This window comes from Thalassotalea sp. PLHSN55, from assembly GCF_052030545.1.
In the GTDB taxonomy this organism is placed as follows: Bacteria; Pseudomonadota; Gammaproteobacteria; order Enterobacterales; family Alteromonadaceae; genus CANMXU01.
On the sequence record NZ_JBPDIH010000004.1, the window covers coordinates 50,582 to 66,191 of the forward strand.

General features: G+C 37.8%; 19 protein-coding genes and 2 tRNA genes. 2 read left to right on the forward strand and 19 right to left on the reverse strand.

Features of this window, described 5'->3' with window-relative positions; genetic code table 11:
• Positions 1-9: 9 nt before the first annotated feature.
• The 4 genes from ACRRSQ_RS08795 to ACRRSQ_RS08810 form a co-directional block, all read right to left on the reverse strand.
• On the reverse strand, positions 10-972 hold the full coding sequence (locus ACRRSQ_RS08795; RefSeq protein WP_440875364.1) for an HlyD family secretion protein: 963 nt from the start codon (positions 970-972) through the stop codon (positions 10-12).
• A complete protein-coding gene (locus tag ACRRSQ_RS08800; protein WP_440875365.1) occupies positions 972-1,379 on the reverse strand; it encodes a DUF3302 domain-containing protein in 408 nt (135 codons plus the stop codon). The genes ACRRSQ_RS08795 and ACRRSQ_RS08800 overlap by 1 nt, the downstream gene beginning before the upstream one ends.
• Positions 1,380-1,683: 304 nt before the next feature.
• Entirely contained in the window at positions 1,684-1,884 is a 201-nt protein-coding gene (locus ACRRSQ_RS08805) for a hypothetical protein (protein WP_440875366.1), read from the reverse strand.
• A gap of 73 nt (positions 1,885-1,957) precedes the next feature.
• A complete protein-coding gene (locus ACRRSQ_RS08810) occupies positions 1,958-2,335 on the reverse strand; it encodes a Rieske 2Fe-2S domain-containing protein (protein WP_440875367.1) in 378 nt (125 codons plus the stop codon).
• 195 nt (positions 2,336-2,530) lie between these two features.
• On the opposite strand from ACRRSQ_RS08810, the gene ACRRSQ_RS08815 reads away from it, so the two are divergent.
• Positions 2,531-3,568 (forward strand): aldo/keto reductase, encoded by a 1,038-nt coding sequence (locus ACRRSQ_RS08815; protein ID WP_440875368.1) that lies wholly within the window; start codon positions 2,531-2,533, stop codon positions 3,566-3,568.
• Between the two features lie 676 nt (positions 3,569-4,244).
• Here the strand turns inward: ACRRSQ_RS08815 and ACRRSQ_RS08820 are convergent.
• The 10 genes from ACRRSQ_RS08820 to ACRRSQ_RS08865 are packed head-to-tail and all read right to left on the reverse strand — an operon-like array spanning position 4,245 to position 11,505.
• The gene (locus tag ACRRSQ_RS08820) at positions 4,245-4,850 is read right to left on the reverse strand and encodes a DUF1294 domain-containing protein (protein ID WP_440875369.1); all 606 of its coding nucleotides are present in this window, start codon (positions 4,848-4,850) and stop codon (positions 4,245-4,247) included.
• A 4-nt stretch (positions 4,851-4,854) separates the two neighbouring features.
• The gene (locus ACRRSQ_RS08825) at positions 4,855-5,247 is read right to left on the reverse strand and encodes a DoxX-like family protein (protein ID WP_440875370.1); all 393 of its coding nucleotides are present in this window, start codon (positions 5,245-5,247) and stop codon (positions 4,855-4,857) included.
• Between the two features lie 9 nt (positions 5,248-5,256).
• Positions 5,257-5,733, reverse strand: coding sequence for a DUF2269 family protein (locus tag ACRRSQ_RS08830; protein ID WP_440875371.1), 477 nt, complete (start codon positions 5,731-5,733; stop codon positions 5,257-5,259).
• Positions 5,730-6,884: a saccharopine dehydrogenase family protein gene (locus tag ACRRSQ_RS08835; protein WP_440875372.1), complete on the reverse strand. Its 1,155-nt coding sequence runs from the start codon at positions 6,882-6,884 to the stop codon at positions 5,730-5,732. The genes ACRRSQ_RS08830 and ACRRSQ_RS08835 overlap by 4 nt, the downstream gene beginning before the upstream one ends.
• Positions 6,884-7,570 (reverse strand): penicillin-insensitive murein endopeptidase, encoded by a 687-nt coding sequence (locus tag ACRRSQ_RS08840; protein ID WP_440875373.1) that lies wholly within the window; start codon positions 7,568-7,570, stop codon positions 6,884-6,886. The genes ACRRSQ_RS08835 and ACRRSQ_RS08840 overlap by 1 nt, the downstream gene beginning before the upstream one ends.
• Positions 7,567-8,073, reverse strand: coding sequence for a metal-dependent hydrolase (locus ACRRSQ_RS08845; protein WP_440875374.1), 507 nt, complete (start codon positions 8,071-8,073; stop codon positions 7,567-7,569). The genes ACRRSQ_RS08840 and ACRRSQ_RS08845 overlap by 4 nt, the downstream gene beginning before the upstream one ends.
• Positions 8,074-8,087: 14 nt before the next feature.
• Positions 8,088-8,753: a phytanoyl-CoA dioxygenase family protein gene (locus ACRRSQ_RS08850; RefSeq protein ID WP_440875375.1), complete on the reverse strand. Its 666-nt coding sequence runs from the start codon at positions 8,751-8,753 to the stop codon at positions 8,088-8,090.
• Positions 8,746-10,221 (reverse strand): FAD-binding oxidoreductase, encoded by a 1,476-nt coding sequence (locus ACRRSQ_RS08855; RefSeq protein WP_440875376.1) that lies wholly within the window; start codon positions 10,219-10,221, stop codon positions 8,746-8,748. Before ACRRSQ_RS08855 ends, ACRRSQ_RS08850 begins: the two co-directional genes overlap by 8 nt.
• Entirely contained in the window at positions 10,215-10,703 is a 489-nt protein-coding gene (locus ACRRSQ_RS08860; RefSeq protein WP_440875377.1) for a hypothetical protein, read from the reverse strand. Before ACRRSQ_RS08860 ends, ACRRSQ_RS08855 begins: the two co-directional genes overlap by 7 nt.
• The gene (locus ACRRSQ_RS08865; protein WP_440875378.1) at positions 10,696-11,505 is read right to left on the reverse strand and encodes a hypothetical protein; all 810 of its coding nucleotides are present in this window, start codon (positions 11,503-11,505) and stop codon (positions 10,696-10,698) included. The genes ACRRSQ_RS08860 and ACRRSQ_RS08865 overlap by 8 nt, the downstream gene beginning before the upstream one ends.
• A gap of 118 nt (positions 11,506-11,623) precedes the next feature.
• On the opposite strand from ACRRSQ_RS08865, the gene ACRRSQ_RS08870 reads away from it, so the two are divergent.
• Positions 11,624-12,943: a hypothetical protein gene (locus tag ACRRSQ_RS08870; protein WP_440875379.1), complete on the forward strand. Its 1,320-nt coding sequence runs from the start codon at positions 11,624-11,626 to the stop codon at positions 12,941-12,943.
• 102 nt (positions 12,944-13,045) lie between these two features.
• Here ACRRSQ_RS08870 and ACRRSQ_RS08875 read toward each other — a convergent pair whose 3' ends face one another.
• The 5 genes from ACRRSQ_RS08875 to ACRRSQ_RS08895 form a co-directional block, all read right to left on the reverse strand.
• Positions 13,046-13,297 (reverse strand): hypothetical protein, encoded by a 252-nt coding sequence (locus ACRRSQ_RS08875; protein WP_440875380.1) that lies wholly within the window; start codon positions 13,295-13,297, stop codon positions 13,046-13,048.
• A 24-nt stretch (positions 13,298-13,321) separates the two neighbouring features.
• Positions 13,322-13,936, reverse strand: a complete 615-nt coding sequence (locus ACRRSQ_RS08880; RefSeq protein WP_440875381.1) for a 3'-5' exonuclease — start codon at positions 13,934-13,936, stop codon at positions 13,322-13,324.
• A 121-nt stretch (positions 13,937-14,057) separates the two neighbouring features.
• A tRNA-Ser gene (locus tag ACRRSQ_RS08885) sits at positions 14,058-14,145 on the reverse strand.
• Between the two features lie 142 nt (positions 14,146-14,287).
• Positions 14,288-15,316 carry a quinolinate synthase NadA gene (gene nadA / locus ACRRSQ_RS08890; RefSeq protein WP_440875382.1) on the reverse strand — a complete coding sequence of 343 codons (1,029 nt, stop codon included), beginning with the start codon at positions 15,314-15,316 and terminating at the stop codon, positions 14,288-14,290.
• Positions 15,317-15,535: 219 nt separating this feature from the next.
• A tRNA-Lys gene (locus ACRRSQ_RS08895) sits at positions 15,536-15,610 on the reverse strand.

A 15,610-nucleotide genomic window follows, 5' to 3' on the forward strand; every position in this document is an offset into this window, starting at 1 on the left:
ATTTAATTGTTAGTGAAATGGAAACAAGTAATTCATCCATGACGACATGCGCAATAATATTTTTCGCATAATTGAAACATGGTGAAAGTGATCGCTGTAAATGGCCGTTTGCGCAAAAGCGCCGCCAGGCACTGCATCGCGATATTGTTCAAAACGTTCATCGTCAATAGCGATTAAAACAGGCACTCGTCCCGGATAACGCGCTTGCATTGGGTTGATTAAATTCCCCGTAGGCTGAACTTGCCCTTCTGCGAGTACAGGCAAAACTTTAACAACTTTTGCGCTAAAAACAGTACCAGGGATCGCATCATACGCGACCTCTGCTTCATAGCCTGCTTTTAAACGTAAAGTGCTATTTTGGCGATACCAGCCAATTAAGTAGTTATTTTCTTTATGCACAAAAACAAGCGATGGTCTTAGCGGCATTTGCACGGCAATAGCGCCTTTTCTCAACGCTACTTGTGTGACAAAGCCATCAGTTGGTGCTCTAACAACAGTGCGTCTTAAATCATACTCGGCACTGGAAAGCTGAGCTTTTAAATCATCAACCTGACCTTGCGCTAAATCGCGATCTCTTCTGCTACCGACACCTTTTTGTATTAACGATTTAGCACGTTTTAAATCTTCTTCAGCGACTAACACACGGCTTTTTAATGAGGTAACTTTGTTTTCAAACGGTACAGGGTCAATTTTAAATAGCACATCGCCTTGTTTTAATTCGCCACTATTTTCATCAACCGCCACTTCCACGACTCGCCCCGTAACCGAAGGTACAATTGGCGTGGTAACAAAATATTCACGGCTTAACTCTGAATAAGGGTGATTATAATTCATGGTAAAAATAAGCGTGCCAATCAATACAACGCCGCCTAACACAGCCGTTGGTACCGTCCATTTGTTTAAGGGAATATTAAATATCTTGAATATGGCAATGCACAGCGCACCGTAGGTGAGTATTAATAATAAATCCATTAGTTATTCTCCGCTTGTACGTTCGTTGCTTGCTGCTTGGATAACTGGGTTTCTAACGTTGCAACACGTTCAAGCAAGTCACTTACTTGCTGGCTTAGCTCGTCAACTTTATCATTTGCTAGCTCAGCATTGTCACCGTCAGCACTTTGCATTGGTGCTACAGCTTGAGACTTATTGGAAAAGCCCCAACCACGGTCTTTACGATACAAGGTTGACCAAATCCATAAAAATGGCCAAAGCACATGTAAGGTTAATAAACTTACCCAGCCGGCAATATGAATTGCATCAGCATGCGGATGTTGCCTTTTTTCAGCAATCTCATAAGGGATGTCGTGAATAACAATAATGCCGTAAAACAGAATTAATGCGGCAATGATCAAAATAAACAATGCAATATAATCTAGCATTTCAGGCCTCGAATAATTTTTCTATTTTTGAATGTAACCAAGTTTAGTGCCATAAACTATTACCTTTAATAACAATAATTTATATAGGTCAACTTTATATAAATTGTAGCATCAAAGCAATGCTTAGGAATGAGGAGAAAATAAGTAGATTTACCGAAGTCGGAGAAAAACGATAAAGCCCAATGACATTTGCGTTTGTAAATTGATATCACTAAACGCATCACGCACGTTATTTTTTAGCTTTTGCGCGCAAATATAAAGACAAGATAATAGGCGAGAATTCCTTTATCGAAGCAACGACATTTTATACGTTAATATCCACATTTTGACCAAGAGAACTATTCACGTTTTCTATTTTTTCACGCTGCTCTTCTTGAGTTTTCTCTTGCCTAGCCAAACGTTCTTGCTCTTGTTCTCTAAGCGCTTCGTTACGCTGGCTTTGTTGACGCAATGTTTCAACGACAGAAGGTGACTGACCTGTATTCGAGGAAATAGAAGAAACCATAATCTGCTCCTTTAGTATCGGTACTTATATAGCTTAGCAGAAATGTTTATTTTTCCTAAAGCGGACCCGATAATTAAGAGCTATTAGTTTTATCAATAAAGAAGCTTTGCCCTCTTTTACTCACTGAGTACGCTTGATTGTATTCACTATAAATACAAATAGGACGGCGATGGATAGAACAATAAACATTACCATCTGCTTTGAGGGGATCTTGGCTGATATCAGCGCCTTTGTGCGGACAACGCGCAGAAATAAGCCTTAAGTCTTCACTATTGTCATCTAACAACAGCTGATAAATAACAACTTTTTCAGTTGTTGTACTCGACGGCAAAACAGCATAGCCAATGAAAACATCTTCACGTGAAGTTTGCTCAACGTTACTGATTGCAATTTCAGTAGCACTTTTAGCACCCGCTGGATAAAAACAGTTAAGTTCACTTTGCTTCTTCATATCTTTAATCGTTTAACTCTTCAGATGGCGCCATATAGTAATCACAGTATGGGTTTGAGTAAATATGTAATAAAAATATAACCGTGTTCATTGATAAATATTGCAGTTGTGGTTTTATAATTGCCTTCGCTAGTAAATGCAGATTAGTATAGCTAGCACTTAATATAATAATAACTTGGTTAAATAAGATAAAAAATGATCACTCACTCCCCCACCGAAGTTTACGTTCCATCTGAATCTAGATATAAAAACATGCCTTACCAACGTTGTGGTAATAGTGGTGTATTACTGTCTCGTCTTTCATTGGGTTTATGGCAAAATTTTGGCTCAAACGATTCTTATGAAAATGCCAGAACGCTAGTGCATACAGCATTTGATGCTGGAATAACTCATTTTGATTTAGCAAACAATTATGGCCCAAGTTATGGGGCTGCCGAGACTACCTTTGGCAAAATGCTAAAACAAGATTTACGCCACTATCGTGATGAGCTATTTATTTCAAGTAAAGCAGGTTATGACATGTGGCCGGGGCCATACGGAGATGGTGGTTCACGCAAATATTTAATCGCAAGTTGTGATCAAAGCTTAGCTCGCACTAACCTCAACTATTTTGATGTCTTTTATCATCACCGATTAGATACTGACACACCACTTGAAGAAACTATGCAAGCACTCGATCATATTGTTCGCTCAGGTAAGGCGCTTTATGCAGGCATTTCAAACTATGATGCAGATAATACCGAGAAAGCGATAAAAATTATGCAGCGCTTAGGTACTCCGTTATTAATTCATCAACCAAGATACAACTTGTTTGACCGTTGGATAGAAAGAGGCTTAACCAATGTTTTAATCGACCAAGGCGTAGGTTCGATTGTTTTTTCGCCATTAGCGCAAGGGTTGTTGACCAGTAAGTACCTAAACGGTATTCCCAAAGACTCACGTATTGCCAACAAAGGCATTGTTCACTTAAATGAAGACCATATTACCCCAGAAAAGCGAGACAAAATTTTTAAACTGAATGAGCTTGCTAAGGAAAGAGGACAGAACCTAGCTCAAATGGCAATCGCATGGACATTGCACAACCCTGCCGTAACATCTTGTTTAATTGGTGCCAGTAAAAAAGAACAAATTTTAGACGCAGTTGCCGCGTTAGAGCACACCACATTTAGTGAAAATGAATTAAAAACAATTGATGATATTTTAAATTCGGGATCTAAAGAAAAACACGACTGAATGAAATAGCACACGAAAGCAAAAGTAGAGATAAAACTTTAACAATCAGATACTTAATTTATATTTTAATTAAAGGATAGGCATAAAAAATACGGCTATTGCCGTATTTTTTATCGCAGAGTATCCATTCTGACAACCGAAACATCCGTGCAGTTACTCACCCTAAGGTGGCGGCCTCCTAGCCTCTTCCGTGATAACTTCTTCCTAAAGCTTGTTACTATCCTTGTAATGTCCTTAATTTAATCCTTGAGTTTGCTTCCTAGCAACTATCGTCCTGATATCATCCTGATGCGCTATCCTAAGCAACATCCCTATTAATAAGCCTTCCTAGGCCATCCATCAAGCATCCTACTCAAGAGCTCCTGCTCTTCTTAAATCCTTTGTCTTCCTGACACTGTTAATTCTAGCTAAAGCGGATTATTTACCAAGCCATTAATTACATTTATTTTCAAAGCACCTACACTTAAAAACATCAGAAACAACAAAATATCTTTAAATTTTAATTAGTTAATAAAATGCAAAGGGTTGTAGAGCACTAGCAAAGCATTAATTTCCTACGTTCTTGTAGGAGATGTCTTACAATGAAAAGAGACATTGGGTTAACAACACAATGATCATTAAACCAATAAAAATCCATTTCATTTTATTCCCTTATAAATAAAAGCGAAGCTTCTAATTACTTAAATATATTCATCAACTGCTCACCATTTGATGACATTAACCAAGCTAGAGCACAGAAATTAGCGATAACAGTTAACCAAAAAACAAACCTAAACTCTTTTTTCTGGGATTTATGTCTAAGTGTTTGCTGAGCAATAGCTGCTCCTGGCCAGCCGCCAGCAAGCGCAAACAAATGCAGAGTACTTTCCGGTGTGCGCCAAGCGCCTCTCTTCGCTTTGGATTTATCATACGCATACAGTATGAATGTAAGTGTACTTCCACCTAAATAGAGCAATACCAAGTTTATAGGCATGCGACCTATAACTAATGCTGCCATCATTAACACTAAGAATATTACAGATAAATAAATCGAAAATTTACTAACACTTTTAGCTTGCTTCTTCTTTAGTTTTTCACCGGAAAAAGTTGCCTCATCTGCGCAATAACGTCCTTGTTTATCTTTAGTGATAGAAAATGTGATGATGTCTTTAATTTGAGGTGTTCTTCGTCTATTAGAAAAAGCACTTTTATGAATGAAAACATGGTCACCACCACCGTTTGGTACGATAAAACCAAATGCTTTCTCATCATCCCACTTAATTAACTTCCCTTTTAAACGCATAAAGCTAAACTCTCTTTGTTTTGCTTAAACTACTATATACGAAAATTATCAACACAATAATTGGAATATTCTTAGTTATTGGTCCGAATGGGTGCAACCAAAAACTCGCATCGATAACGGTTAAAATTAACGTATAGAGCACTATCGTTGCTACTTGTACAATGCAGCATACCTTTGTTTTTATTGAGGTTAGAAGCCAAAGCCCAAGTATAATATCTAAAGTACCTCCAGCATAAACGGAATAGGCTGCCATTGAACCTGTGATATTGGCGCTTGCTAGAATTTCATAACCAATTTCAGGGGAGAAATAAATGGAGGTTAGCCCTGTAAAAATCCATAAAAAGGCCAATGCATATATTGCAGATTTATATAATTTTTCTTGGTTATTTTGTTTCATACTTATGGCCTAAGTAACAGGGAATGGCTTGAAAACCATTAGCCAGAAAATACCTATGATTGCTGTAAAAGCAGGAATTCCCAGCAGCGTCCATGTTTTCATCAGTGACTTAAATTCAGGCGTAACATGATTTGAGTCTACAGATATTTTGGCTAGCTCACGTAATTTGTATTGAATACGAAGTACAGGTAACCAACAGATTCCGATGAATGCAAACAGTCCCACAACCCAATAAAACCATGGTGCTGAAAATGAATATCCTTGCATGTTCATCAAAAGCCCCCCTGTTATTATTTGGGTAATTACAGCAGGTGTAGTGAAAATCCAATCGCCTAAAATTACATGCTTGGCCGTTATATAAATCGCTTGAGGATTGTTAGAGCGGTTAGCCATAAACATAAAAAAGGCAATGCCAGCACCTGTACCTGTTACAACAACAGCAGCAAGAATGTGGATCAGCTTAAGAATTAAATATTGCTCCATCATGCTTCCTCCCTTATTCCTTCTGAAAACCATTGTTCTTCATAGTGAATACCTAACGCATCAAAATAAGTATCGAATTCACTTAATTCAAACAGACCTGCACACGGTTTAGCGCCTGTTCCCTGCTGAGAGCTTTGCTTATCACTACTCAAAAGCTTTCTTGCTAAAATAATGGTTGAAAGCGTTGGAATATATGGGCCGTTGCCTTTGGGGGCATACAAGATCCACTTTACTTTTTTCGCATTGCCATTATTGCCTTTACCGCAAACAAGTACTTCCATCGCACCTTTATCGCTACCAAAAGGAAGAAATACATTACTGGTGCCAACAATAGCTTTTGATAATGGTGCCCAATTTTTTACTAACCCTATTTTTGAAAGATAGGCCATACCGACCATTGTTTTATGTAATATTGGAAGCTCTAAGCCTGCTTGAAAGCTAACTTGTTGCGTTACACCATATCGGCTAGGGAATAACTCTAAATCAGGTACATCAACATTAGCCAAGTGGCGCTTACCAACAAAGCCACCAAAATCATTTACCTTAGAATCCATCCAGCCATAAACATCTTGCCAACGACCTTCTTTAAATACATTTAGAGGATGTCCTGTGTAGGACAAAATGGCTTCAACTGTTGCTAATCCACGTTCTGCTTTATTCCCCGGAGCAATCGCTAAATTAATAGAGTCAATTGTATTAAATTGATTTTGATAGCGCTCAACCACGGCTGAAGATAACCCTGGCACTGAACTAGCGCCACTTACAATTAATACTCCTTTGTCTTTTGCTTCATTGTCTAACTCAGCAATATCACAAACAAACCTTCTGTCATCGGCTAAATCAATATAATGAGCGCCACACTCAATGCATGCTTTTGGCACACGATAGTCTTGCCCCTGAAAAGGACCACTGGTATGAATAACAAGGTAAGGAGAAAGTGTAGCTAACTGATCTTTAAAATCATCAGCGAAAATATCTATGACTAATGGCTCTAACTTAGCGGCTGAAGTATTTTCTAGATTTGCTACTAGTGCTGACGACTTACTTAAGTTTCGACCAGTAATGAGTACGGTTATATTTTCAATACTGGTAAGGTTCTCAACAATCCTTTTACCAAAATTTCCATATCCTCCAAGGACTATTACTTTTTTCATCAATTCAATTCCTTACATGGGATATCAAAATCTACATGATAATGTTCATCATGCCTTACCCACGAACGTTTTTTAGAAAATTGAATGTGCTTTTTAAGGTATGGTCCGTATGATGTTTTGAAAAGCTCAGGTTGTAACTTAGGATCAAAAATTACTCGCCATAAATCGACACCTTGTGCTTTCGCCTCTTTATGCAAAGCAGCTATATGAGCAGCTAATGCAACGAAATCAATAGTGTATTCCTCATATTTCCCTTTGCTGTTAAATTCAATGTTGTAGCCAAACTTGTTGAGTGGATGAGTTGGCAAGTGCATTGATTGGCCTGACTCATCTTTAACAGGTGTCATAAAGTCTACTGATAATCCATTGCGATGAGTTTTATGCGGTTTGAATTGGCCACCATCTTCAAATCCTGTTTCTGCATACTTAAATACTTTGTTGGGCTGTTCGGTTTCTAATGATTTATATGCACTTGTGATGATTTTTTTTACTTGGGAGTGGACATAAGTTCTACCAGCTAATCTAGCAATATCACTGTAACCTACAAAGTTTTTTCCTGAGCTAGGCAGCTCTATTCCATTTTCTAAACGTCCTTTAGCGGTTGTTCCATAACAGGTGCTTTCCTCTGCTATAACGGCATAAGAAAATAAGCTCAAAATCAACATACTGGATCTTAATATTTTCATAATTTCCTTTTCATTTTCATTTTCCAGTTAATTCCATAATAAATAGCAGCACCGACTAGACCCGTATATAAACACAACTTGTGTAACACCGACACTGAGATCAAGCCTAAAAACTTGTTATCTAGGGTAAAAGGAAAGAAAGGTTCAACATCAGCATGCATAATACTATCGAGCAAGACATGACTGAAACTGCCGATAAAAGCACTCAAAAATACCACCCACCAAGCAATAGATATTAAATTGTTAGTTTTAGAAATTTTAAGTATCTTCAAGCCAAGTTCTGATAGATATTTACCAGTCAACGCTGCAAAAATGGCAATTAATATTGCGCCAACATAGGTGTGGGTAAAACCATGTAAGTGGCCTTCGCCAGAGAGCAAAACAATGAGCGGCTGAATATCCATAATAATTTGAGTCCAGCCAAAGACCATTAAACTAAAGCTGCCTTGCAGCAAAGACTTAATCAGAATTCCGGGTCCCATGTGTATAGGTGTGAATGGCATAGCTATACTTTCCCCTAACTCCAAAAAACGTCATTTGGTAAATCATAACCACTAAATTCCAAATGAATAACTCGTCTATGTTTTGGCAATTTAGCTTTACTGGAAGCATGTAAAATTAAGGGCCTCATAATTAACATGTCACCAGCATTAGCTTCACATTCAATAAATTCAGATTCTTCGGCAATGTTATCAATGTCAGCTTGCTTTAATACACCACGATTATGACTATTAGGGATAACCTTCAAACAACCGTTATTTGCGTTGCTATCATCAAGATGAATACGAAAGGTAACCATTTTATTTAAAACTGATTCACTAGGTTGAACGTGATGTGTATTGTCTTTAAGGCTCCACGGACCCCAGCCATCAATGTGATGTCTTTTATTCACTGAAACCGTTTTATCTTGATGCCAACTGACTAACCAGTTTTTTTCAAGGTTCTTATCAAAAAGAATGGCTCTGACTAATTGTGGCTCTTCATCTAAAATAGTTCTTGCTTGATCTAAAATCTTCTCTGAATTAGCAAGTTTGGCAATACAATCAAACTTCTTCTCTGCATTACGAATACCATGAGGAGATTTAGATTTATTCGAGATTGTTATTTCATCAATAAGTGTTTGAACTACTTCAGGTGAAATGAACTGTTTTACCAATTCAAAGCCATGTATCAGTTTATTCATCGACTGAACCATGATACTGCTTATTATTCACTTCGTAGTGTTGTTGCCAGAGTTTATTTCTGAAACGGTAATCAGGATCTACTTTTCTTTTTAATTCAAAAAATTCATTCGCTCTAGGGTAGGCTTTCACAAATTGTTCTGTCGTGGCGTGGAGTTGATATGGCAAATAATAAGCACCATTTTCTTCAATAACAGCATCAATTATTTCTCGGCTCCAAAGCTTTACTTCTTGTTGTGCTACTTCACTGGTTCCTTGACGATAATAGACAACAAACGCAAATACTTCTGTTTTCGCCCAAGCTAATAATGAACCACTATCAGGTAAAGCATGGCGAATTGAAACGTTGATAATGTTAGCCTGATGCTTTTTGAATATATCGCCCATTTTGATTGCAAAGCTATCAAAGTTATCTACAGGAACAAAGTACTCCCTAAGCGCATAAGTCTGATTAGTTCGATTAGAAGGTTCAAGTTCGTTAACATCATAACTGGCTTCATAGTTACGCCATTGAACCGCATCAAAGGAGTATAGAATTGGCTCTAAAATATGCTGGCGCATCCATTTACCAAAGTTTGAGTTGGCTACAAACTCTGCCACTTTAGGTTGCCAAGTATATTCTTTGTGTTTGGGGATTAATCTTTGTTCAACGGTTAAAGCTTCGGTAGTATTTAGCCAACTAACGCTGCGTACATCGGTAAAATTTGGTGGATAAATATCAGCGTTATGAAAAACGACATTTTCATCATCTCGTATGTTATCCGAAAAGTATTGCCTATAGTCTTGCACGCTCATCTGCTCGGTATAACGTTTAACTTTCACGTTATCTACAAGGTTTAAAGTAACTTCAGCAATAACAGCGATACCGCCATATCCACCAATAGTTCCATAAAACAGTGATGAATTCTCTGTTGGGGAAGCATTGAGAATTTCACCATTTGCTTTGATTAATTTAATTGACTCAACAGACCTAATAATTGGTCCTTCTCCAATATAACGGCCATGAACATTTACACTAAGGGAGCCACCTACAGTGAAGTTGGCGTATGTTTGCATTATTTTGACCGATAGATTTTCAGGGTCGATGACTTCTTGCAGGTCACGCCATGTAATACCACTTTGCACAGTTATTTTCTTTCTAGCAGTATCTAATGCCAATACTTTATTAAAAGCACGCATATCTAAATGAATACTATCTGAGTATGCAATTTGCCCACCTTGACTATAACGCCCACCACCTATGGAGATAGGTCCAGTACTTGATTGGATAGCACCTACTATATCTTCAATAGACGTTGGTTGAATAACGCGAGTAACTTCAATGGGGTTTAGCTGAGTAATATCATTTACGACAGTTGAGCTTACTTGGTTTGAGTGTCCAGGATCACCAAAATCAATAAAAATATAAGCGAATAACGGAACAAGAAATAATATAAACAGTAAAAAGAAATTGCGAATAATTTTTACCATATTTTCCACCAAGGTTTTTTAATTCCAGGATGTTTGATCACAACATATTGAGGTGTACTTTTATGGCCTGAATTTGAGACAGCTATTATTTTTACTTTAATATTGATAGGCTCTTGCTCGTCAGAATTTCCATCGAACCAAATAAAACTATAAGTACTTTTATTCTCTATCAAATCATTGATAATTACTGGTGTTCCATCAAATAAACTATCTTCGAACTCTCCTTCGACTATCTCAAATATATACCCTTGTTTTAACGGTGGCTTTTCAATTAATTTTAATGAAATCACACCAGCGTCTGAACATGAACCATGATTACCATCGTCTTCACCTCGTCCAATATGGTTCACCACAAAGGTAGGCTTTATAGGTTGAATTTCCTCTGTTGATGATGGCTCAAAAGCCATTTTGGTAGGCATAAAAGAACACGCCAGAGAATCGGCCGATATCGCAAGTAGAAGTACTACTAAAAATTTATACATGTTCACCACCTGCAATATGCGAGGAAGGAGCAAACGTTATAGCCCTTAACTCTTCCACAATGCCTGAATTGTTCAATTCTTTTTGAGCTTTCTTTAAGAGTTTCTTTAAGTGAGGCTTCAAGTGGCCTGATGCCACCGCAGTTGAAATGCCTTTCAATTCATTAAATATGGCTAAAGCATAGATATGTTCACTTTCTGATAAATAGCCATTTCTACTTGATTTCCAACCTTGAGAATCAGAATTAGTATACTGGCTAAAGCTAAACGCAGAATTAGCCATAAATACACCAAACCCAAGAAATGTTGCGGCAATATCTGTAGCGAATTCCCAGTTTTCCCAGCCCCCAGGCGGCTCTTCTTTTGAAGTGGCAGTAAGATAATGCGCCAGCTCATGGGCAAATGTTGCAACTAGTTGAGTCGGCTGAGAGGCCAAAGCAGGATTATATGTAATTACAACTTCATTCTCTTCAGTTGCCTGAAAAGTTCCATGAGGACTAGTTGGTGCATTTTGAATGGCAATAGTTGGTGCAACTACAGGGTTAGCATCCTCTTCTTGAATTTCTAACTTACACACCCAGTTCTCAAGCCCCGCATGCTTTTTAACAGCCTCAAAAGTTTCACTAGCCACCCCTTCTGCTGTATCTACCTTCGATGGAAAATACTCCTTGGTGGGTAAAACTAACTCTGTTGTTTTATAGAAATCATCGCCACCAAAATTCTTTAACAGCCACTTAAACGTAGCCACCTGAAATTCAATGTCTGATTGCGATAGCAGTGGTTTTGTTTTAAAAAAACTGAGCATAAATCCATTTATTTATAAGACGTAAATTATTGATATCAGGTTACTTTAATTATGAACATTTATCAATTTGCCGTATAGTCTTATTAGCGTACTTTACTGACTGATTAATAAAATAAAAATGGAATTCACTAAAAGAATTAAAATAGGGATATTGGTATCAATCATCATAGTAGTTGGCACATACCATCTTTACGTAGATGACGAATTAAATCCTGAGGCCAAAAAGTGGATCGAGTATTATTCTAAACCCACAAATTTAGAAGGAAATGCCTTTATTGGTTTAATTGCCCTATCTCCTTCGAACGATATATCTACTGAGCAAGCCAAAGAATTATATAAAACCAAACTAGGTAATATTACTAAGGGATCGTTAGATTATTTTCAACAACTAAAATATCCTAACGTTAGCGCTTTACCAGATATATTTGGTGATGATGAAGCTTACTTTTGTGAATTTAATAAAGATAATTGCTTATCAGAAACAGCTAAAAATAGGGTTGTTCTTGAAGAAAAGAGTAACAAACTTACCAGTATTACAAAGCAGTATCGCTCTTTATCTAAATTAACCAATTTCGAACCACTGAACTCTATCGCCACCGAGCCTGATTGGGATTCACTTATTCCAATTCAAAGGCTAGCATTTTTAGAGGTGTACTTTCATATATTAGATAACGACCTTGAGTTAGCTGCGCTTCAATTGTCACAACTCATATCTGTAGAGCGAAAATTCCTTAGAAACGCTACGGAAGCCGTATTTCATGCGGTGCCAATTGTTAATTTTGAGCTGTATTATCAACCACTGTTGCTCAAGCTTAAAGAACAAGGTTTTGCTAATTGGGAAGTATTTGGTGATGCACTTACTCCTTTACCTTTTGAAGAAATTTCAATGAATAGAATGTGGCTTATTATGTTTGCTCAAGGGACAAGAGCATTACAGTTTAAGTACATCGCAGAAAGAGCTGAAGGCATGGGGCACTCCCTTCATGGCTTTCAAGCTCAAATAAAATACAAAGAAAACATGACTCTAAACAGTATATTTGCATACCAGAGGTTACAGTTAATCTCTGAAAATGCTAAGAAAGAAAATCTTATTTCTTTAGTTGAAATTGCCGATAGAGAAGCTAATGCGCATTCAGAAAAGTTAAGAAGTGAAATCAAAAATATGTTTTGGTTTACTATCAAAAATTACAGGAACATTGTTGGCTCTTACCTAAAAGTAACAGCTTTACCTAAATTCCTTAGCCTTTATGGAGAAAAATTTAAACTAGACCTGCGATTGTTATTACTAAATATGGTTATAAATGAAGATAAAGATGCTCTAGGAAGTGCTATTAATTTAAATAAATACGTAAACCCATATACAGGCGAAGCTCCTAAGTTGTCTAGATCAAAGCTTTGTTACACATTGCAAAATGATAAGATTTGTATTGATATATGACATAAACCCATTACTACAATAGCCTAGTGTGCGTTTACCGTATTAGTCTGGCTAAGCCTTTTTACCTAAAGAGGTTCGTTGTAAAGTAAATAGCCTTTAGCACTATTTAAACCAAACTTTACCGCCAATCATTTTAAAAGCAGGCATGCCCCGTATTAAAAATTCTCGCGCAAAAACTTGCTGACAGCTAGGGCACGTGCAAGGAGTTTGAGTGAAGTCTTTAGTAATACGTGATTTAAAACACTTCACCAAAGCGCCTTTGCCACCTTTCTTATATTTAAATAACTGAGCTTTACACTTCGCACAAAATATATCGACCGACTTTTTAGGTGCTTTACTGTTTGGTTTTGCCATATGCTCGTATAACTATTGCTAGAATTACCATTGAGATAGCAATTTATTGATATCTTTTTTGGCTGTTTTCGCGATTTTTTGAACCAGTTTAAAAGTCACGTCTGGCTCGGAGATTTGCTCGCCAATATCATCAAGCATGCACAGCCATAATTTAGCGGTCATTTGGGCATCAAATAACGCTCGGTGAAAATCGCCATCTGATGCAATACCTTTATAATCAACTAAGCTACCCAACCTATGACTAGGTGCTTGTTGATTTATACGGCGCGATACCAATAATGAACAGGCAAACTGTCCGCTATAATCGCGGGATATTCTGCTTAACTCTGCATCTAAGAATTTTTTATCGAACGATGCATTATGTGCCAACAGATTTGAGTCACCAATAAAGTCAGCAAACTGCGCCATAACCTCTTCACAAGACGGCGCGCTAACCAACATATCATTTGTTATGCCAGTATATTGTTCGATAAAGCTACTAATGCGACGTCCGGGGTTCATTAATGCTTGAAACGTATCAACAACTTCACCATTTTCAATACGAACGGCACCAATTTCTATGGCTCGGTCACCACTGTTGGGCGAAAGTCCTGTGGTTTCAAAATCGAGAACAATTAAAGAATTTGCGTTTAGATTCATAAAGTTTGCTTGCTATGGATAAAAGCTAACAGCATTTTATCGTGTTAGTGATAAATGTACACACTATAAAAATAAGAGATAAAAAAACAGCGACACATAGTCGCTGTTTTTTATAATATGATGGCGGTGAAGGAGGGATTCGAACCCTCGATACCTTGCGGTATACACACTTTCCAGGCGTGCTCCTTCGGCCACTCGGACACTTCACCATTTTGTGCTCAATTAAGGCTGCGCTATGGTAGGTAAAAAACGTTATAGCTGCAAGGCAATTTTACTTAATTAAACAATTAACCTTTGATTTGCTGAGAATTTAGGCAAGTTATTACTTGTACGTCACTCGCTTATTTACAACTAGATTGAAAAGTTAAGCATTCGGTTTAAAGACTTTAACGCACCTTCTCTAAGTGCCATATCAACAAAGACTTCTTTGCCTGTTGGGTCAATAAGTGCTTCTTCAATGGCTTTTAAACCATTCATCGCCATCCAAGGACAATGTGCACAACTGCGACACGTTGCACCTTCTCCTGCCGTTGGCGCTTCAAAAAATTCTTTTTCTGGACAAAGCTGCTGCATTTTATAAAAAATACCGCGATCGGTTGCCACAATAAATTTCTTATTAGGTAATGTTTGCGCCGCTTTGATCAACTGACTTGTTGAGCCAACCGAGTCAGCAAGTTCAATCACTTCTGCAGGCGATTCTGGATGCACTAAAACAGCAGCATCAGGGTGAAGGGTTTTCATGTCGATTAACGCTTTGGTCTTAAACTCGTCATGAACAATACAAGCGCCCTGCCACATTAACATGTCTGCACCCGTTTGCTTTTCGATATAAGCGCCTAGATGACGATCTGGGCCCCATAAAATCTTTTCACCTAGGCTGTCTAGGTGCTCAACGATTTCTAGTGCGCAAGAGGAGGTAACAATCCAATCTGCTCGAGCTTTAACAGCTGTAGACGTATTGGCATATACGACAACCGTTCTGTCAGGGTGTTGATCGCAAAAGGCTGAAAACTCGTCAATTGGGCAACCTAAGTCTAATGAACAGGTCGCTTCAAGTGTTGGCATAACCACTGTTTTTTCAGGCGTTAACACTTTGGCGGTTTCGCCCATAAACTTAACACCGGCCACTAATAAAGTTTCTGCTGGGTGTTGATTACCAAAACGCGCCATTTCTAGCGAGTCGGCAACACAGCCACCAGTTTCTTCAGCAAGCGCTTGAATTTCAGGATCTGTGTAATAGTGCGCAACTAAAACAGCATTTTTAGCTTTCAATAATTGTTTAATTCGCTCTTTGTATTGAGCACGCTCGTCAACCGATAACGGTTTTGGCTTGGCTGGAAATTGAAAATCAAATTCTACGGCTAAACTTGCTTGCGACATTTTACATCTCTATTTACACTAAAAAACCGAGGAATTATAAGGCAAAGCGCCATGAATGTGTACTAGAGAATAAATCAGGTTTAGTAAAATTTAGGTATAAGTCAGAATGAATATGAAAACGGTATGACGTAATTAAGAAATTTCAAGTAAATTAAGAAGATGAGCTAGAGGTAGCGATGAGCTTTGGATAATCACTTTTCATTAAGACTAAATAAAAAGTGGTCGGTCGTGAAGGATTTGAACCTTCGACAAATTGGTTAAAAGCCAACTGCTCTACCAACTGAGCTAACGACC